Origin of the sequence: Halanaerobium sp. DL-01, assembly GCF_003338615.1 — a bacterium.
Classification (GTDB): Bacteria; Bacillota; Halanaerobiia; order Halanaerobiales; family Halanaerobiaceae; genus QPJE01.
Genome location: NZ_QPJN01000008.1, coordinates 14,932 through 35,304 on the forward strand (window position 1 = coordinate 14,932; position 20,373 = coordinate 35,304).

General features: G+C 32.8%; 21 protein-coding genes. 20 read left to right on the forward strand and 1 reads right to left on the reverse strand.

Annotated elements, in window-relative coordinates; all coding sequences use genetic code 11:
• Positions 1-338 precede the first annotated feature (338 nt).
• Entirely contained in the window at positions 339-1,154 is an 816-nt protein-coding gene (locus DER71_RS04230) for an alpha/beta hydrolase (protein WP_114457869.1), read from the reverse strand.
• Positions 1,155-1,373: 219 nt separating this feature from the next.
• Here DER71_RS04230 and ggt point away from each other — a divergent pair, with 219 nt between their 5' ends.
• The 20 genes from ggt (at position 1,374) to DER71_RS04330 (ending at position 20,217) form a co-directional block, all read left to right on the forward strand.
• On the forward strand, positions 1,374-2,984 hold the full coding sequence (gene ggt / locus DER71_RS04235) for a gamma-glutamyltransferase (RefSeq protein WP_114457868.1): 1,611 nt from the start codon (positions 1,374-1,376) through the stop codon (positions 2,982-2,984).
• Positions 2,985-3,290: 306 nt separating this feature from the next.
• Complete coding sequence (locus DER71_RS04240; protein WP_114457867.1) at positions 3,291-3,893, forward strand: nitroreductase family protein; 603 nt, start codon at positions 3,291-3,293, stop codon at positions 3,891-3,893.
• A gap of 714 nt (positions 3,894-4,607) precedes the next feature.
• The gene (locus DER71_RS04245) at positions 4,608-5,327 is read left to right on the forward strand and encodes a GntR family transcriptional regulator (protein WP_114457876.1); all 720 of its coding nucleotides are present in this window, start codon (positions 4,608-4,610) and stop codon (positions 5,325-5,327) included.
• Positions 5,328-5,385: 58 nt separating this feature from the next.
• Positions 5,386-6,570, forward strand: coding sequence for an SIS domain-containing protein (locus DER71_RS04250; protein WP_114474341.1), 1,185 nt, complete (start codon positions 5,386-5,388; stop codon positions 6,568-6,570).
• A 286-nt stretch (positions 6,571-6,856) separates the two neighbouring features.
• Positions 6,857-7,330, forward strand: coding sequence for a PTS N-acetylgalactosamine transporter subunit IIB (agaV, locus tag DER71_RS04255; RefSeq protein ID WP_114457865.1), 474 nt, complete (start codon positions 6,857-6,859; stop codon positions 7,328-7,330).
• A 58-nt stretch (positions 7,331-7,388) separates the two neighbouring features.
• Complete coding sequence (agaW, locus tag DER71_RS04260) at positions 7,389-8,159, forward strand: PTS N-acetylgalactosamine transporter subunit IIC (protein ID WP_114457864.1); 771 nt, start codon at positions 7,389-7,391, stop codon at positions 8,157-8,159.
• Positions 8,149-8,982 (forward strand): PTS system mannose/fructose/sorbose family transporter subunit IID, encoded by an 834-nt coding sequence (locus DER71_RS04265; protein WP_114474342.1) that lies wholly within the window; start codon positions 8,149-8,151, stop codon positions 8,980-8,982. The genes agaW and DER71_RS04265 overlap by 11 nt, the downstream gene beginning before the upstream one ends.
• Positions 8,983-9,039: 57 nt before the next feature.
• Entirely contained in the window at positions 9,040-9,471 is a 432-nt protein-coding gene (gene agaF / locus DER71_RS04270) for a PTS galactosamine/N-acetylgalactosamine transporter subunit IIA (protein ID WP_114457862.1), read from the forward strand.
• Between the two features lie 62 nt (positions 9,472-9,533).
• Positions 9,534-10,694: an N-acetylglucosamine-6-phosphate deacetylase gene (gene nagA, locus DER71_RS04275; protein WP_114474343.1), complete on the forward strand. Its 1,161-nt coding sequence runs from the start codon at positions 9,534-9,536 to the stop codon at positions 10,692-10,694.
• A gap of 28 nt (positions 10,695-10,722) precedes the next feature.
• Entirely contained in the window at positions 10,723-11,589 is an 867-nt protein-coding gene (gene gatY, locus DER71_RS04280) for a tagatose-bisphosphate aldolase subunit GatY (protein ID WP_114457860.1), read from the forward strand.
• On the forward strand, positions 11,586-12,512 hold the full coding sequence (pfkB, locus tag DER71_RS04285) for a 1-phosphofructokinase (protein WP_114457859.1): 927 nt from the start codon (positions 11,586-11,588) through the stop codon (positions 12,510-12,512). Before gatY ends, pfkB begins: the two co-directional genes overlap by 4 nt.
• A gap of 11 nt (positions 12,513-12,523) precedes the next feature.
• Complete coding sequence (locus DER71_RS04290) at positions 12,524-13,180, forward strand: HAD family phosphatase (RefSeq protein WP_114457858.1); 657 nt, start codon at positions 12,524-12,526, stop codon at positions 13,178-13,180.
• 183 nt (positions 13,181-13,363) lie between these two features.
• Positions 13,364-13,609: an SHOCT domain-containing protein gene (locus DER71_RS04295; protein ID WP_233486990.1), complete on the forward strand. Its 246-nt coding sequence runs from the start codon at positions 13,364-13,366 to the stop codon at positions 13,607-13,609.
• Between the two features lie 209 nt (positions 13,610-13,818).
• Complete coding sequence (locus tag DER71_RS04300; RefSeq protein ID WP_114457856.1) at positions 13,819-15,000, forward strand: coenzyme F420-0:L-glutamate ligase; 1,182 nt, start codon at positions 13,819-13,821, stop codon at positions 14,998-15,000.
• A 90-nt stretch (positions 15,001-15,090) separates the two neighbouring features.
• Positions 15,091-15,942 (forward strand): DegV family protein, encoded by an 852-nt coding sequence (locus tag DER71_RS04305; RefSeq protein WP_114474344.1) that lies wholly within the window; start codon positions 15,091-15,093, stop codon positions 15,940-15,942.
• Positions 15,943-16,112: 170 nt separating this feature from the next.
• Positions 16,113-17,066, forward strand: a complete 954-nt coding sequence (locus DER71_RS04310) for a 2-hydroxyacid dehydrogenase (RefSeq protein ID WP_114457854.1) — start codon at positions 16,113-16,115, stop codon at positions 17,064-17,066.
• 208 nt (positions 17,067-17,274) lie between these two features.
• Complete coding sequence (fdhD, locus tag DER71_RS04315) at positions 17,275-18,069, forward strand: formate dehydrogenase accessory sulfurtransferase FdhD (protein ID WP_114457853.1); 795 nt, start codon at positions 17,275-17,277, stop codon at positions 18,067-18,069.
• A 274-nt stretch (positions 18,070-18,343) separates the two neighbouring features.
• Complete coding sequence (locus tag DER71_RS04320) at positions 18,344-18,625, forward strand: MoaD family protein (protein WP_114457852.1); 282 nt, start codon at positions 18,344-18,346, stop codon at positions 18,623-18,625.
• Positions 18,626-19,300, forward strand: coding sequence for a HesA/MoeB/ThiF family protein (locus tag DER71_RS04325; protein ID WP_114457851.1), 675 nt, complete (start codon positions 18,626-18,628; stop codon positions 19,298-19,300).
• A gap of 212 nt (positions 19,301-19,512) precedes the next feature.
• Positions 19,513-20,217, forward strand: coding sequence for a GntR family transcriptional regulator (locus tag DER71_RS04330; RefSeq protein WP_114474345.1), 705 nt, complete (start codon positions 19,513-19,515; stop codon positions 20,215-20,217).
• Positions 20,218-20,373 lie beyond the last annotated feature (156 nt).

The following is a 20,373-nucleotide window of genomic DNA, read 5'->3' on the forward strand; positions in this document are numbered from 1 at the left end:
TAAATTTTAGAACTTCAATTTTATCAGGTATAATTTTTTCCTCATAAATAAAGACCTCCTAATCAAATGAGACGTCCTGACTCAGGATTAGCTCAGCACATCATGTGTTGAGGTCTTATTTCTCTTTCTAACACATTAAGATTGGTTAACAAAAAATGCCTAATGTTCTGCAAATACCCTTTTTGTGGACACATCAAATATTTAAATAAAAAGTACCAGCACTGTATAATAATTATGCTCTGAAAAACAGGCAAATATTAAGTGCTGGTATTATATTTTATTTTTAAGGATTTGAAATAAAGCGAAAACAATTTTAAGATTTAATTAAACAGCAAAATTCAGCATCTATATTCGAGCCAGAGGAGAATATCTTTTATGACTTCTTCTTTTTCTGGTTCATTCAATATTTCATGATAAAGTTCTGGATATATTTTTAGTTCTCTGTCTTTTGAAGATATCATATCATACAGTTTTTCTGAACAGCTGGGATCTATAATTGGATCTGAGCCTCCATGAAGAACTAAAACAGGATATTTATATTTTTTAAGATTATCAACCAGCCATGGTATAGCATTATCGAGCATTTCTTTCATTAATTTTAAAGTAGTAAACTCAGATACATAGGGATCTTTTTCATAATCATCAATGACATATTCTGATCTGGAAATGAGGTTTCCAAGTTCATTGGGTAATTTCATGTCAGGATTTTCTTCAAGGTTCAGCTGCTGTATTTCTGCAAAAGCATCTGTGGTATTTGTCCAACTACCGCTTAATATCTGACCATTCAGCTTATTAGGATGTTTTATTCCATAAGCAGCAGTAATAAATCCGCCCATACTGTGGCCGAGCATAAAGATTGGAAGGTCAGGATTTTCTTTTTTTGCGATATCAACTACAGTATCTGCATCTTTTAAATAGGTATTAAAATCATCTATATAGGTCTGTTTTCCATCAGAACGGCCGTGTCCTCTGTTGTCAAATCTGTAAACAGAAAAACCTTCACCATTAAATCTTCCTGCATGATAATCATATCTACCCTGGTGTTCATCAAGTCCATGCACAAAAACAACAACTGCCTTTGCGTCATCGACAATATCTTTTCGCGTAAATAATTTTTTCCCGTCAAAAGTATCGATATACTCACTGCTGTGCATAAATATCCCTCCTGTAAAAGTTAATGTATCATATTACTCAAATAATTCTCTATAATATTTAAAAAACCTTTAAATAATATTTCAAAATATACGTACTAATTTTTGAAAAACAGCTTTAAATTAATCTTTTAGCAAATTAAAACAGCAGTTAAGCAGGATTTTGACAATGTAAAAAGAAAAATGAATAAGAAAGTACAAACAAAAAATGGAGTTGATAGTATGGAGTATAATAATTTGAATTATCCTTATTCGTCAAGAAGAACTACTACTTATGGAAAAAACGGTATGGTAGCTGCCTCACAGCCTCTTGCTGCACAAGCCGGGCTAGAAATATTAAAAAAGGGAGGTAATGCAGTTGATGCAGCTGTTGCAGCTGCAGCATGTCTTACAGTTGTAGAACCTACTTCTAATGGAATCGGTGCAGATGCATTTGCAATAGTGTGGTATAAAGATGAATTACATGGTTTAAATGCAAGTGGATTTTCTCCAGCAGGAATTTCGATGGAAGCAGTAAAGGAAAGAGGAGTAGAGAAGATGCCCAAAACAGGATTTATACCTGTAACAGTACCAGGAGCACCATCAGCCTGGGCAGCACTGAATAAAAAATTTGGCAGACTTTCTCTAACAGAAGTTTTGGAACCTGCAGTCAGACATGCAGAAGAAGGGTATCCGGTTTCACCAGCTCTTGGATACTTTTGGAAGAAGGCGTACGAAAAATATATTGAAATGCTGACTGGAGAAGAGTTTGAAAACTGGTTTAAAACTTTTGCTCCAGATGGAAGGCCTCCGGAAATTGGTGAAATATGGTCTTCAAAAGAACATGCTGATACACTGCGCTCTATAGCTGAAAGTGGAGCAGAATCTTTTTATAGAGGTAAACTGGCAGAGAAGATAGATGCTTTCTCCAGAAAATATGATGGATTTATAAGGAAGGAAGATCTGGCAGCTTATTATCCTGAGTGGGTTGACCCTATAAATGTAAATTACCGCGGTTATGATATCTGGGAAATTCCACCAAATGGACAGGGTTTAGTAGCTTTAATGGCTTTAAATATTATCAAAGGATTTAAATTTGAAGCTAAAGATACAATCGATACCTATCATAAACAGCTGGAAGCATTGAAACTTGCTTTTATAGATGGGAAAAAATATATAACTGATCCGGAAAAAATGGATGTTACAGTAGAAGAACTACTTTCGGAAAAATATGCGGAAGAAAGAAGAAAATTAATTAAAGATAAAGCTCTTATGCCTGAGCCAGGAACACCTCCTAAAGGAGGAACAGTCTATCTTGCAGCAGCAGATGGAGAAGGTAATATGGTTTCATATATTCAGAGCAATTACATGGGTTTTGGATCTGGTCTTGTAGTACCCGGAACCGGAATTGCACTTCAGAACAGGGGCCACAGCTTCTCACTTAAAGAAGAAGATTATAATTTCTTAGAACCAAGAAAGCGGCCCTATCATACTATTATACCGGGCTTTATTACAAAAGATGATTATGCTGTTGGCCCATTTGGTGTTATGGGAGGATATATGCAGCCACAGGGTCATCTCCAGGTTGCAATGAATTTAATAGATTTCAATTTAAACCCTCAGGCAGCTCTTGATGCACCAAGATGGCAGTGGATGAAAGAAAAAGAAATAATGGTGGAAGATGATTTTCCAAACCATATTGCACAGGCGCTGGCCAGAAAAGGTCATGATATAAAGGTTGCTTTAAATAAAGGAAGTTTTGGACGCGGCCAGGTTATAATTAGAAATCCTGAGACAGGTGTTCTTTCCGGTGGAACAGAAAAACGCACAGATGGTCATATAGCAGTCTGGTAATACTGATAGTATATAAAAAAAGAGATAATTAAAAAAAGATCAATTATTTTCTCAGCATATAAAGATTAATTTTAGATCCTGCAGTACTTTGTAATCTATTATACAGTAATATTCTGGAGTTAGTGTTATCATTAATATTAAGAAATAATAGTAATTTGATCGGGATTAGCATTATGTAATTTTTGGGGAACTCCAGAAAATAAAAATATAGGGAAAACAGGTAAAGTCATTAGATTTTTGGTATTACTACAGGAAAAATAGTTTTTTAATATGTTATGACTTTTCAAATAAAGGGAGGTTGTTGTTGTGAGAAATGATGAATTTTATGAAGCAATAAAGAATAGAAGGAGTATATATGGTATTGGTGATGAAGAAATTGTGTCTCAGGAAAATATAGAAGAAATTGTGAAATATGCAGTAAAACATGTACCATCTGCTTTTAATTCACAGTCAGGCAGGGTTATACTGCTTTTTGGGGAAGAACATAATAAACTCTGGGATATCTGTGAAGATTCTTTGAGAAAAATAGTTCCAGAAGATAAATTTGCTTCTACTGAAGAGAAAATAGACGGATTTCGCAGTGGTTATGGTACAGTTCTGTTTTTTGAAGAAATGGAAATTGTGGAATCACTTCAGGAGCAGTTCCCCACCTATGCCGATAATTTTCCTGTCTGGTCTGACCAATCAAGTGGAATGCTTCAATATGTGATTTGGACAGCTCTGGAAAAAGAAGGTTTAGGTGTCTCACTTCAGCATTATAATGAGCTTATTGTAGATGAAGTAAAAGAGGAGTGGGATCTCCCCGAAAGCTGGAGAATGGTTGCTCAGATGCCGTTTGGTAATATAATTGAAGGGCCTGGAGAAAAAGAATTTGAACCAATTGAAAAAAGAGTAAAAGTATTTAAATAAGGTAAAAATTGTTAAATATATTTTAAAAGTTGGAAATAAGAATACAATTTAAAATATATGATAAATTACACCCCTGTATTAAGTTTTAAGCAGTTTGAGACTTAACACAGGGGATTTTTAACATAAAAATAAATTTCAGAATATTTTAAACAGTAGGACGAATAAAAGAAAAAAGGTAGATAAGATGAGGAGTCTTGTTAAAACAGCTTAACAAATAGAGTTAATAAAAAATCGCCTAGGGGATGGTGTATCTAAAATAACTATCATATTAACATTCAATGTAAATGATTGTAGTGCGAAAAGTCGATTTTTATTAAGAAAAAAAGAAATAAAGAAGAAAGCTTTTTTAGAAAATCTGGACTTTCCCCATTTTTTATATACTGCTGCAAAAAGGGGAGATGCAGGAATATTGAAATTTTTAGTCAATGAATCTTAACGAAATGAAGGAAGAAATAGGGTTGAACTGCAGGATGGAGTGAGCTAATCATGAGTCAGGAGGACTCATTGATTAGTGTGCCCTATTTCACACCCGAATTGAGTCTTAGATAAATCTAAAAATTTCGTTGATGACTAAAGCCCCCTTTTTGCAGCTTGAAAATAAATTTTGGGGAAACTCCTGTTTAGAAAATTACTTGACAAATCAAACAAAAAATTATAAACTAAATTCAAACTGGTACGGACCACATTATAAGGGGGGTAAGAAATTTGACAGAAATAATAAGAAGAGATAATAGATTACCACTATACTACCAATTATATGACATAATAATCAATAAAATTGAGGCTGGAGAATATAAAGAACATGATAAATTGCCTTCAGAAAGAGAACTTTGTGATGAATACGATATCAGTCGTGCTACTGTGAGAAGAACCATGACAGAGTTAGAAAAAAATGGATATATATATAAGGAACAGGGTAAGGGAATTTTTATTTCTCCCAAAGCATTTAAACAGGATCTGCTTCATTTTTATAGTTTCACAGAAGAAATGAAAAAAATTGGCAGAAAGCCCAGTTCAGAAGTAATAAATTTTGAAATAATATCTGCCAGCAAAAAATTGGCCAGAAAACTGAAAACAGATATTGATATTAAGTTATATAAGTTTACCAGGTTGAGGCTGGCTGATGATGAAGCAATGATGCTTGAGACAACTTATTTGCCTGTTGCTAGATTTAAAGATCTAAATAAAGATGAACTTGACCAGAATGCGATGTATGACATTTTTAGAAATAAATATAAAGTTAAATTTAGTAAAGCAGTAGAATGTTTTAAACCTGTAAACACGAGAGCTAGTGAGGCAGAAATACTGGGTGTTGATCAGAATATACCTAGTATGATGATTGAGAGATTAACATATGAAGATAAAAATATAATAGAATATACGGTTGGTATTGCAAGGGGAGATAGATTTGAATTTAGAGTTGTATTGGATTAATGGTTTTTATTTAACTGGTAATGATAACATGATATAATTATAAGAAAGGATGAAGGATATGGAGAGCTTTTTTGGATTAACAAAGGAAGAACTTAAAAATAGAGGAGGATTAACCACTGCAGAAGAGATATTTCAGCAGCCAACTGTCTGGAAGGAAACTCTCTCTATAATTATAGATAAAAAAGATGAACTCAGTAGTTTTTTAAAAGTAGTTATGAAGGAAGAAAAATTAAAGATTATTTTTGCAGGAGCTGGAACTTCTGGTTATATTGGAGATACTTTAATACCTTATCTTAAAAAAGTATTGAAAGGTGTAAAAGTAGAATCAGTTCATACAACTGATATTGTAAGTTATCCAGAAATATATCTTGATAAAGACACTCCAACACTTCTTTTTTCTTTTGCCCGTTCTGGAAACAGCCCGGAAAGTGTTGCTGCTGTTGAATTGGCAGAAGATCTTGTGGATAATCTTTATCAAATTATCATTACCTGTAACCAGAATGGTAAGCTGGCCCAGAATGCTGGTAGTGAAAAAACTAAATTGATTTTATTACCTGAAGAATCACATGATAAAGGTTTTGCAATGACAAGCAGTTTTACTTCAATGCTTTTAAGCACATTACTGCTCTTTAATCTGGAAAATGTGGATGAAAAATTAGATGAGATAGAAACAATAATCAAAAATGCAAAAAATATATTAACTAACACAGAGATTATAGAAGAGTTATCTGCATCAGACTTTCAAAAGATTATTTATCTTGGAAGTTATTCTTTCCATGGTCTGGCAAAAGAAGCAGCTTTAAAAATTCTGGAGTTAAGTGCCGGGAAAATAATCACCAGATATGATACACCACTTGGTTTTCGTCATGGTCCTAAATCAATTATTGATAAAAATACATTAATTGTTTTCTTTCTTCCCAGTAATAAACATGCCAGAAAATATGAAATGGATTTACTTAGAGAGCTGGCTGTAGAAAAAGATGGCTATAAAACATTTGTTATCTCAGGAAAAAAAGATACGGAAATTGAAAAAATAAGTGATTATTCTGTTTTTATAGAACTTGACAACAATAAAATTGATGAATCGTTTAATTCACTAAATTATATTTTATATGCACAGGTTCTTGCTCTGCTGGAATCGCTAAAACACGGAATTTGCCCTGATAATCCCAGTCCAGATGGAAGTGTCAATAGAGTGGTAAAGGGTGTTAAAATTCACCCATATATTAAAAAATCAATTTAAAAGGAGATAGACTTTCCCCATTTTTTATATACTGCTGCAAAAAGGGGAGATGCAGGAATATTGAAATTTTTAGTCAATGAATCTTAACGAAATGAAGGAAGAAATAGGGTTGAACTGCAGGATGGAGTGAGCTAATCATGAGTCAGGAGGACTCATTGATTAGTGTGCCCTATTTCACACCCGAATTGAGTTTTAGATAAATCTAAAAATTTCGTTGATGATTAAAGCCCCCTTTTTGTAGCTTGAAAATAAATTTTGGGGAAACTCCTTAAAAGGAGGAATAATTATGCCAAATATTTTGTTAACAAGAATTGATAATCGACTTATTCATGGTCAGGTTGGTGTAACCTGGTTAAATCACCTTGGAGCTAATTTAGTACTTGTTGCTAATGATGAAGTGGCAGAAGATGAAGTAAGACAGAATTTGATGGATATGGTTCTGCCAGAATCAACTGAAACCAGATTTTTTACTCTGCAGAGAACAATTGATGTAATTCATAATGCTGCAGATAGGCAGAAGATATTTCTGGTTGTAGAAACACCTCAAGATGTACTTACTCTTGTTAAGGGTGGAGTTCCAATTAAGGAAGTGAATATTGGTAATATGCATTATGAGGAAGGAAAAGAACAGATCTCAACTACAGTTTCAGTAACAGAAGATGACAAAAAAGTTTTTAAAGAATTAAATAAATTAGGAGTTAAGCTTGATTTAAGAAGAGTACCAGATGAAAAAGGGCAGAATATTTTAGATTTACTTTAGTAACAAATAATCCACTTGCTGTATTTTATATAAATAAATTTAAAAGGAGGCAGGATTTATGTTAACAGAAGCGCTATTAATAGCTTTATGGGCCGGAATTGCTGGAATTGATCTTTTTAATGGTCTGACTCATATTCATCGACCAGTAGTAACAGGTCTTGTAGTTGGTATAATTTTAGGAGATGTTCAGAAAGGACTTGTTACTGGCGGTATGCTAGAACTTGTCTGGATGGGTATGGCACCACTTGCGGGAGCACAACCACCTAATGTTGTTATTGGTGGTATTATTGGAGCCGCTTTTGCAATTCTGACAAATCAGGACCCAAGTGTTGCAGTGGGGGTGGCAGTACCTTTTGCTGTTGCTGCACAAGCAGGAATAACATTACTATTTACAGCATTTTCTCCTGTTATGCATAAGGCAGACGAATTTGCAGAAGAAGGTAATTTAAAAGGAATAGCAAAAATTAATTATTTCGGAATCTCTATTTTATTTGTATCTTATTTTATTGTTGCTTTTTTACCTGTATATTTTGGAGCAGATGCTGCTGAAGCAATGGTTGGCATGCTTCCCCAGACATTTATTGATGGACTTTCGTTAGCTGGAGGTATGATGCCTGCTATAGGTTTTGCTTTACTGCTAAAAATAATGCTCAAAAAAGAGTATGCTGGATTTTTGATTTTAGGTTTTGTACTTGTAGCATATTTAGAATTACCCATACTTGCGGTAGCTCTGCTGGGAACATCTATTGCTCTTTATGATTATTTTATAAATAAAAGTAATGATCAGACTCCCCCAGGTAATAAGGAGGTAATAACTGATGGCATCTAATAACAAAGAAAAAGATACAAAATATAGTGATCAGAGTACAGATGTAAGTCTTAGTAAAAGTGACCTTAACCGCATGGCCTGGCGCTCTCTTTTCTTACAGGCATCTTTTAATTATGAAAGGATGCAGGCAGCTGGCTGGCTTTTTAGTATGGCACCTGCTTTAGAAAAAATACATAAGAAAAAAGAAGATCTTGTTAAATCATTGAAAATGCATATGGAATTTTTTAACACACATCCATTTTTGGTAACATTTATTATGGGTATCATTGCTGCTATGGAAGAGAAGAAAAATGATATTGAAACTATTCGTGGTATTAAAGTAGCTACAATGGGTCCTTTAGGTGGAATCGGTGATGCTTTATTTTGGCTGACACTATTACCTATCAGTGCAGGTATAGGTGCTTCACTTGCTATTGAAGGTAGTATTGCAGGTCCAATAGTATTTTTGATTATGTTTAATATAGTTTATTTTGTTTTAAGATTCGGACTTATGCATTATGGATATAAGACAGGTGTTAAATCTATTGCAAAATTAAAAGAAAACACCAAAAAAGTTTCTAAGGCAGCAAGTATTGTTGGACTTTCTGTTGTTGGAGCTCTTATTGCATCATATATTAATTTAAAAACTACTCTAGTTATTAATGCAGGAGAAGCAAGTGTAGCATTACAGACAGATGTTCTTGATAAAACAATGCCTAAAATGCTTCCTTTAGGTTATGCCCTTTTAATGTACTGGCTGCTTAAAAAGGGATGGTCCCCGCTAAAATTGATCGGAATCACAGTTATAATTGGTGTTGGTGGAAAATATCTAGGAATATTATAGGATTAATGGATATGGGGGGCTGCAGCTCCCCATATATTAATCAGATGGAGGTAAAAAATGACAGGTATAATGATAATAGGACATGGAAAATTTGCTGAAGGTATTAATTCTGTAATTGAACTAATTGCAGGGAAACAAGATAAACTTGCTGTTGTAAACTTTTTAGAAGAAGAATCTACCGAAAACCTGGCAGAAAATATAAGACAGAAAATGAGAGAGTTAGAATGTGATGATTATTTAATTTTTACTGATATTGCAGGAGCATCTCCTTTTAAAAAATCTGTAGAAATATCACTTAAAGAAAAAAATGCTGAGGTAATTGCCGGTACAAATGTTCCGATGTTAATGGAAATATTGTTTAAGAGAAATGACTTAAGCCTAAAAGAACTCAAAGATGAGGCGGTTAAGACTGGTAAAAATCAGATTAAAACTTTTACGATGAAGAAAAAAGAATCCAGTGCTGAAGTTAATAATGAAGATGGAATTTAAAGTTGATAAAAATTAAAGTCTGCTATTAAGTATTTTGAGTTTAATCAGGGAGGGTCAAAATGATGTGCTATTATTTAACAGCTAAAAAAATATTGGCAGAATCAGAAATATTAGAAAATTATGCTCTTCTAATAAAATCAGAAAAAATAAAAAAAATAGTCAGAAAAGAAGATATGAAAAGTGATATTAAGGTAAAAGACCTGGGAAATAAAATTATTATTCCAGGTTTGATTGATCTTCATATTCATGGTGCAGCAGGTTATGATGTAATGGATGGTGATTATGATTCACTTAAAGAGATATCTAATTATCTCTGCGAAAATGGGGTAACTTCTTTTTTGGCAACAACTTTGACGGCCCCACTGGAAAAAATAGAGAATGCTGTAAAGACAGTTGAATTAGCGAAAAAAAATGGATTAGAGGGTGCAAAAATTTTGGGTGTTTATTTAGAAGGACCATATCTTACAGAAGAACACAAAGGTGCACATCCAGTAGAATTTATGCGAGAAATAAAAATTGAAGAAATAGACAAACTGCTTAAAAAATATGGTGAATTGATAAAAGTTATCGCTCTAGCACCAGAAAAAGAAAATGCATTAGCTGCAGTAGAGTATCTTAAAGAAAAAGGTATTAAAACAGCAATTGCTCATACAGATGCCAGTTATGAAGAGACTAAAGCAGCCATCGAAAAAGGTGCTGTGATTTCTACTCATACATTTAATGGGATGAGAGGAATGCATCACCGTGAAGCAGGTACTGCAGGTGCTGTTATGGATTCAGATAAAATATTTGCTGAATTAATTGCAGATAAAATACACGTCAGTCCTGCAGTTATAAGAATTTTGTATAAACTAAAAGGTAAAGAAAAACTCTATCTTGTGAGTGATTGTATGCGTGCAGGAGGACTTGAAGATGGACAGTATAAGCTGGGAGAATTAAGTGTAAAAGTTGAAGAAGGAATTACCAGGACAGAAAGTGGATCTCTTGCCGGTAGCACTTTAAAAATGAAAGATGCTGTTTTAAATATCAAAGATGCAGCAGAAATAGATCTGTTTGAAGCTGTTAAGTTTGCAACTTTGGTTCCAGCAAAAGCAATTGGACTTCAAAATAATATAGGTAGTATAAGTGAAGGAAAAAATGCTGACTTAACAGTTATTGATGATAACTTAAATATTTATTTGACTGTTGTTGATGGTCAAATCGTTTATAATTCAGATATATAAGCAAAAAATTTATATAAGGGGGAATAAAATGTTTATTTTATCAAATAGAAATTTACTATTAGATGCACAGAAAAATAATTATGCAGTACCAGCTTTTAATATCCATAACCTGGAGACAACCAAGGTTGTTATTGAAGCTGCTGATGAATTGAGATCGCCGATAATTCTGGCGGCAACACCAGCTACAATAAAGTTTTCTGGGGCCAACTTTTTAACAAATATAATGAAAACAGCTGCCAGAGAAGTAGATATACCACTTGTTTATCATCTTGATCATCATGAAAATATAGATGATATTAAAAAATCCATCTTATTGGGCTGTAGATCAGTTATGATTGATGCTTCTAAACTTCCCTATGAAGAAAATGTTAAAAAAGTTAAAGAAGTAGTTAAATTTGCCAGACGCTATGATGTGAGTGTTGAAGCGGAACTGGGTAAACTGGTCGGTCAGGAAGATGACCTGATCATTGAAAAAGGAGAATCACAGCTTACAGATCCGAATCTGGCAGTTGATTTTGTAGAAAGAACAGGTATTGATTCACTTGCAGTTGCAATCGGTACTGCACATGGCCTTTATAAAAAAGAACCTAAAATTGATTATTCCCGCTTAGAAAAAATAAGAAAAAATATAGATATTCCTCTTGTTCTACATGGAGCTTCAGATCTGCCAGATAGAGATGTAAAAAAATCTATCGCCAGAGGAATTACAAAAGTTAATATAGCTACAGAACTAAAAATTGCTTTTTCGGAAGGGGTAAAAACTTATTTTGCAAAAAAACCAGATGCAAATGATCCCCGCAGATATCTTAAACCAGGTAAAGAGAAAATGAAAGAATTAGTTAAAGAAAAAATAATTTTATGTGGCAGCAAGAATAAGGCGGAAGTATTGAAATGATTGCTACAGTTACTTTAAATCCAGCTGTAGATAGGAGATATAATATCGATATAATATCTATAAATTCAGTAAAAAGAAGCTCAAATTATGGAGTAACTGCAGGTGGGAAAGGAATAAATGTATCCAGAGTACTCAAAATTCTTGGTGAATCAGTAAAAGCATTTGGATTTCTGGGAGGTGCAGAAGGAAACTTTATTTCCGAAAGGCTGAAGTCCTTGCATATAAATAATAAATGTACTAAAATTAAAGGGGCAACAAGAACCTGTCTTAATATTATAGATCAAAAAAATAATACTATGGAGATTCTGGAAGCTGGCCCGGTTATTTCTCAAGAAGAGAAAAAACTTTTTCTCGATAATTTCAAATCAGAGTTAAATAAATTTAACTTAATAACTATTTCAGGCAGTCTGCCATCAGGTATAGAGTCGGATTTTTATGCCAGATTAATAAAAATAGCTAATAAAGCAGATAAAAAAGTAATACTCGATACAAGCGGTGATGCATTTATAGAAGCTATAAATGCAGGTCCTTATTTAATAAAACCAAATCAGGAAGAAATAGAAAACATTACTAAAATAAAATTGATAGATAGAGATGATATATTAAAAGCAGTAGATAAATTGCGTCAGATGGGAGCAAATAATGTAGCAATTTCTCTGGGTAAGGCAGGTATGTATTATTTTTCTAAAGAAGGTAATTTTCAGATTAAAGTTCCTAGGATTAAAGTTGAAAATGCTACAGGTTCAGGTGATAGTGTTGTAGCTGGTTTTGCATCTTCAATTATAAGAAATTTAGATATTAGAGAAATGCTTAAATTTGCAAATGCCTGTGGTGTTGCAAATGCTTTAGAAAAAGATACAGCAAGAATAAATTTAGAAAATCTAAAAAATCTCATCAAAGAGATAGAAATAAATAAATTTTAAGGTGATAAAAAATGACAAGAGCAGTTATTTTTGATATGGATGGAGTAATTATTGATTCAGAACCACTTTATAAAGAAATGGACAAAAAAGTCTTTGCGGAATATGATATTTATTTAAGTGAATCTGAAATCGAAAATTATGTTGGTGTTCCACTTTTTGAAATGTGGACTGATCTTATGGAAAAATATGACCTACATGAAGAACATAAAATAGAAGAAATTATGGAAAACCATGTAGAGATGTTTTATAAAGGCTTAAAAGAAAGTGACCTGGAATTAATGTCTGGTGTAAAAGACTGGTTTGAGTTTTTTAAAAAAAATGATTTTAAAATGATAATTGCATCTTCCTCACATGCAAAAATAATAGAGCTTGTATATAAAAAATTTGCTTTAGACAAATATATTAAAGATTATATAGACGGAAATGCGGTTAAAAATGGTAAGCCAGCACCTGATATATTTTTAAAAGCAGCCGATAGACTCGGAGTTGAACCGGAAAACTGCCTTGTTATAGAAGATTCTGAACATGGAGTTAAAGCAGCCAGAAGTGCTGGAATGAAGTGTGTGGCATTTAGCCAGAGAAACAGCAGTTTTCAGAATCTGGATTCAGCAGATATTGTAATTAAAGAGTTTAACACAGAAAACCTTAAAAAAATAATGGAAATATAATTTGCACAAATCAAATAGTTACAAAAAATCAATTGAGATAAATAAATTCCTAAAATTCATATTTTCTTCACAATTTCCTATTATAATAAAAGCACAGTAAAATACTCAAATTAAATTTAAAGGGTTGTGATTATTATGTATAGATTTGGTCATATGGGCTATATGCCGTGGGGAGGAAGTTTTATGATGATAATATGGGTTGTGCTTATTGGAGCTGTAGTATATTTTCTGGTTCAAAATAGCAAAGATAATCGTAATGGCTATGATGATAAACGTGACGACTATAGAAGTCAGCAGTATAGAGAAGATAAATATATTGAGCCTAGAAAAAATGATAGAGCTGAAGAAATAGCCAGAGAAAGATATGCAGATGGAGAAATAAGCAGAGAAGAATTAGAAGAAATTTTGAGAACACTGCGTAATAATTAATTTTAAAGGAGTTTCCTCATTTTTAAATTAAATTGTAAAAAAGGAAGATTTAGGAAAATTTTGTTTATGACGAAATCACTTTTTTGCAACTTTAAAAATAATTTTTGGGGAACTCCTTTTTCTATATAATTGCCTCTCGGCCTAAAGTTTGCTATAATAAATCCGTACCATCTTTAATAAAATGCAAAAATTTAAGAGGTGAAAATTAAATGAGAACTATTGGTACACAGGTTAGAGGTATAAGAGCACCGATAATTAAATCAGGTGATAATTTGGCAGAGATAGTTGTTTCATCTCTGCAGAAATCATGGCAGGAAGAGGGTTATAAAATTAAAGATAAAGATGTTGTTGGTATTACAGAGTCTTTAGTTGCAAGGGCTCAGGGTAACTATATTAATATTGATGATATTGCTGCAGAAATAAACGAACATTTTTCTTCTGACAGTATTGGCGTTGTCTTTCCCATCTTAAGCCGCAACAGATTTTCAATGATTTTAAAGGGGATTGCAGGAAGTCATAAAAAGATATATCTTCAGTTGAGCTACCCAAATGATGAAGTTGGAAATCCGCTTGTTGATAAAAATGAAATTTACAGGAGAGGGATTAATCCTTATTCTGATACAATTACTGAAGACGAATTTTATAAATACTTTTCAGATTATGAACACCCCTTTACAGGTGTTAATTATATAGATTTATATAAAGAAATAGCATCTGAGACAGAAATAGAAATAATTCTGTCAAATAGAGCAGAAAAAATACTGGATTATACTAAAGATGTTCTGGCAGCTGATATACATACAAGAAAGAGAACAAAAGAAATTTTGAAAAAAAAGGGAGCAGAAACTGTACTTGGCCTTGATGACATCTGTACTGAAGATAAAGGAAAAGGTTATAATGAAGAATATGGGCTTTTAGGATCAAACAAAGCATCAGATGTTGAACTGAAATTATTTCCTCGTGAGGGGCAGAAATTTGTGGATGATGTACAGGCAAGATTGAAAGATATTACCGGTAAAGATGTGGAAGTTATGATTTATGGGGATGGAGCTTTTAAAGATCCAGCTGCTAAGATATGGGAGCTGGCTGATCCGGTTGTTTCTCCGGCTTATACAGAAGGTCTGGAAGGAACTCCATCTGAAGTGAAATTAAAATATCTGGCAGATAATGATTTAAAAGATCTTGAAGGGGAAAAACTTTTGGAAGCGATGAAAGAGGAAATAAAAGGCAAAGAAGATGATTTAAGGGCAAACATTAAATCTCAGGGTACAACTCCCAGGAGGCTGACAGATTTACTGGGGAGTTTATGTGATCTTGTGAGCGGAAGTGGAGATAAGGGAACACCGATTATACTTATATCTGGATATTTCGATAATCTTGCAGATGAATAATTGAGTTTGTGTCTTAAAAATATCTGCTAAATCTGCTGTTGGACAGCTGCATAATAGAATTTATAAAATCTAACTAAAAAGGAGAAAATAATGGAGAAAAAAATTGCTTTGGTAACTGACAGCACTGCCGATCTTTCCCGGGAAATGCTGGATGAACTAAATATTAAGTTTCTTCCACTGAAAATTATATATAAAGAAGAACAGTATCAGGATAGAATAGATATTGAACCAGAGGAAGTCTGCCGAAAAATGGATGAAGAGATTCCAACTACTTCAATGCCCAGCCCTGGAGAAATAGAAGAACTTTACAGGAAGCTGAAGGCTGAAGGTTATAAAAAAATAATTTCTATTCATATTTCCAGTGGACTTAGTGCAACTTACAGCAACTGTAGAATGGTTGCAGAGCAGATGAAAGATATGGAAATTGCGGTTATTGATTCTAAAATGCTTTCTATGGGACTGGGGAGACTTGTTCTTTATGCACAGAAGCTGATTTCTGAAGGTGAAAAAAGTTTTGCTGAAATTGTTGAAATGGTCGAAGCTAAAAAAGAGGAAATAGATCTTTTCTTTATTGTTGATACACTTAAGTATCTCAAAGAGGGTGGACGTATTGGCAAAGTACAGGGTACACTGGCGGAGCTGTTTAATATAAAACCTATAATTTCAATTGATGAAGATGGAGAATATTTTAACTTTGATAAAGTTAGAAGAAAAAAACGGGCTCTAAAGAAAATGTTCGAAATAGCTAAAAACCGGTTAAAAGAAGGCAGTTATTTTGTTGATGTAATGCATGCAGCGGCTGAAAAGGAAGCTGAAAAATTGTATAATAAGTTTGCTGAACTGTCGAATGTAAAAGAAAGCATACTGGGAGAAATAAGTCCGGCTATGATTGTTCATGCTGGCCCCGGTCTTATTGGAGTTGTAATAACTCGTATGTTTTGAAAATAATATGTAGAAAAAAGACCTGGAAAAACATTCTGTTGAATGTTTTAATAATAATATTCCGATAACTATTAATACTGATAATACTGCAGTTTCTAATATTGATATTAGTAATGAGTACAGTATATTATTTGAAAAATTAAAATCAATTATCAGAGGTGAATAATATTATGAAGATAGTTTTATTAGAACCGCTGGCTGTTGGAGATGAAGTGCTTGCTGAATACAGGAAAAAGCTTGAAGCTGAAGGTCATAAATTTGTAAAATATGACAGCCGGGTTGAAGATAAAGAGAAGATCATTGAAAGAGCTGAAGGGGCAGATGCTGTTATAATAACAAATTTGCCTTTTCCTGCAGAAGTAATCAATTCTCTGCCTGAGTTAAAGTATATATCAGTAGCTTTTACCGGTGTTGATCATGTGGATCTTGATGCCTGTGCAGAAAATGGGGTTGCTGTTTCCAATGCTCCTGGTTATTCGACTGATTCAGTGGCAGAGCTGGCCCTGGGGATGATGATAAATTTAAGTCGAAAGATGAACCAGTGCCACAGTGCTGTTAAAGCAGCTGAGACAAGAGAAGGGCTTATCGGTAATGAATTAAAGGGTAAGACACTGGGGATAGTGGGAACAGGAAGTATAGGGCTCAGAGTAGCTGAAATTGCAGAGGTTCTGGGTATGAATCTGCTGGGATATAATAGAAGTGAGAAGGAAGAGGCTAAAAAATTGGGTCTTAAATATACTGAGCTGGAAGAATTATTTAAAAAAAGCGATATTATTTCTATACATATACCTCATACCAGTGAAACTGAAGGTTTAATAGATAAAAAATTAATTGACTTAATGAAAGAAAGTGCCTATTTTATAAATACAGCCAGAGGTCCTATAATTGATAGTAAGGCACTGGCAGATGCTTTAAACGAAGGAAGAATTGCTGGAGCTGGGATAGATGTCTTTGAAATGGAGCCTCCTATACCATTAGAACATCCACTGCAAAATGCTAAAAATACACTTTTAACACCACATGTCGCCTTTGCAACCGAAGAAGCATTTTTAAATAGAGCTGAAATAGTATTTAATAATATAGACAGCTGGCTGAAAGGTAATATAATAAATAAAGTAAATTAATCAGTATATTAAGAGAAGAAAACTAAGTTTAAAAAATTATATTTGATTTATAATATTTAATTTTATCCCTTCTATTTCTCAAACCGGTGTAGGAGGGATTTGTGTATTTTTATAGAATAAATAATAAACCAGAAAAATTAGTTTACGATAATTTTAAAATAAATAAATTGATAATGTCAAATGAAATATGATATTTAGGAGAGATTTTATGAACAGTAAACCCCTTCATTTTAATTTGATGAAAAAGAAAAAAATTTTAAAATATAAGTCAGAAAAATTCGAAAAAATAGAAGACGATATTATAATGGAAAGACCACTAACAATTTTTGTCAATAATTATGAACTTTTAACACTGATGTGCCTTCCGGAAAATTTAGAAGAGCTGATTATTGGATTTTTAATATCAGAATCATTAATTAATAATGCTGATGAAATAGAAGATATTTCGTTTAAGATGAATAGAACAGCTGCACAGGTTAGGCTGAAAAAAGAAGTTAACTTTAATTTATTTAAAAAAAGAACCCTAACATCTGGCTGTGGGGGTGGAGCAACTTTCAGCAGTTTAAAAGATTGTGCAGAAGCTGAAAAAATAAATAATGATTTTAGAGTTAAAGCAGAAAAAATTGCTGCTCTAATGGCAGATATGCATAAAAAAGCAGATTATTTTTCTAAAACAGGAGGAACTCATATATCCGCACTGGCAGATCATGGGAAAATCGTTTTTACAGCAGAAGATATTGGCAGACATAATACTCTTGATAAAATTATTGGCAGAGCATTTAAAAATAAAATTGATTTGAGCAATAAATTAGTATTTACAAGTGGCCGGATATCTTCAGAAATGGTTTTGAAAATTTTAAGGAGCAGAATATCCTTTCTTATTTCGCGCTCTGCACCAACTTTATCGGCTGTTGAGATGGCAGAAGACAGAAATTTAACTCTGGTGGGATTTTGTAGAGGACAGAGGATGAATATATACAGTGGAGAGGAGAGGATATTTTGAAATTTTTAATTAATAATTCACAGTACTGGTAGAGTGCTGTAATGAAATTTTAAAAACTGATATTTAAAAGATTAAAAATCAGAAAATAAACCTGCACATAATTTTAGTACATTTAAAGTAAAAGATTATTATATAAAAAAATGGGATATTGAGAAGGATTTGGTGGTAAATTAGAGAAATACTTATATAGAAGGTTTAAATATTAAAAATATGTGTTTGGAGAAAAGTTAACTATATAACTGATAAAAATAAAAGGAGTTAGGACTGAAATAAAATGTCTGTAAAAGTTAAGTTTTACTCTTTATTTAAATTAAACTTAAAAACATCTGGAATAGAGTATGAAATAAATTCGTCCATTACAGTGTCAGATCTTCTTAAGAAGCTCGACGAGGATTTTGATGGGTATTTTAGTGAAAAATTGCTGGAGGGAGGAACTATTACTCCCGGCTCCATAATCTTAATCAATGGGCAGAATATTTTTCATATTGATAAACTCAATTCTAAAATTAACGATGGAGATATAGTTACATTATTTCCTCCAGCAGCAGGTGGTTAAATGAAAAATTATCTAGCAAGACAGAAAGATATTCTATCAGAAACAGAAGAAAAAAGGCTTGAAAATTTAAATATAATGATTGCAGGAGCAGGTGGACTTGGTACCAATCAGGCAGTTCAGTTTCAGCGTTTGGGTATCAATAAAATATATTTATATGACTATGACCAGGTAGAACTTTCCAATCTTAACCGTCAGATTTGTTATGGTAGAAATGATATTGGCAGATACAAGGTAGATGTGGCTGCAGAGTTCTTAAATAATTTTGAGCTTGACACAGAAATTATACCCTGCCGGAAAAAAATTAAAAAAAATTTGGATTTATTACAGGATATTGATATAATAATGGATGCGTTTGATAATTTTACTTCCCGTTTCATATTAGAAGAGCTTGCAGTAGAAAACAATATTCCGATGATCCACGGCGGCATAGAAGGCTGGTTTGGCCAGGTGATGAACATTATTCCAGGTAAAACTGCACTTTTAAAAGATGTATTTGCAGGTGCTGAAAATGATAAAAAACCTGCAGTAATATCTCCGGCAGTATCTATTACTGCAAATTATCAGGTTGTTGAGGCCGTAAAAATTGTACTTGAAAAACCAGATATATTAATAAATAAACTGCTGTTAATCAATGTTTTAACTGGTGAAATAGAAAAAATAGATATAAATAGATAACCTATATTGAAAATCATAAATTTTTATAAAATTTTTAGAAAATATATTACATCAATTTTATTAAGTAGAAATTTTTCTTAAATTAGCAGTAAAATCTGTAAGTTATTTGACAATTAAAAATATTTGTGATAGCATTTAATTGTATACAACAATACAAGAATTCAATCATCCTATATTTTTAAAACAAGAAAAATAGTGAGAGGTGGCGGCTTATGATGGAACCTATTCAGCAAAAGAGAAGATCAACTACAGATATTGTTTATGAGACTTTAAAGTATGCGATTATAAAGATGGATCTGCCGCCTGGTGAAAGGTTAATAGAACAGGATATTTCGGAAAAACTTCAGGTGAGTCGAACACCTCTGAGAGAAGCAATAAAAATGCTTGAATTTGAGGGGTTTGTTACTAGAAATATGAGTGGTGGAGTAAAGGTGAGCGAACTTTCTATAAGTGAATTAAAGGATATTTACGAAATAGAAAGAGTTTTAGAAGCAAAAGCGATTATAGATGTTGCAAAAAAATGGAAAAAGGGTCAGCTGAGCAGGATGGAGCAAATTGTAAGTGAAATAAGGAGTGGACTGGAGCGCGAAAAGAGAAGCAGAGATGACTACATATCAGAACAGTATCTGTACCGCTATAATGAACTTAATGTTGAATTTCATATGGAAATTGTTAGACTTTATGGGAACACTCTTTTTCTGCGTACACTGCAAAATATTGAAGGTAAGCATTTGAGATATGCTCATATATCTTTTTCTAAAGATAAAGATAGATTTTTAAATGCTTCTGAAGAACATGTGAATATATTTAATCTAATAAAAAAACGTGAGGCAGAAAAAGCGGCAGAACTGGCTTTCAATCACAAAATTCGCGCAGAAAAAATTATAACAGCTAATTTAAAGGATTTTTTGAATTAGAATGATGAATTTAAACTTTTATTTGACTGACGGGTGTAATTATTATAATATTTAAAAAATTTAAGATTGTATTAATTTTCCAATAAATATACTGTTTGAAGTATATTTGTTTTGCTGCTCGGTGTCAAATGCTATTTCAATTTTATAGCTGTGATG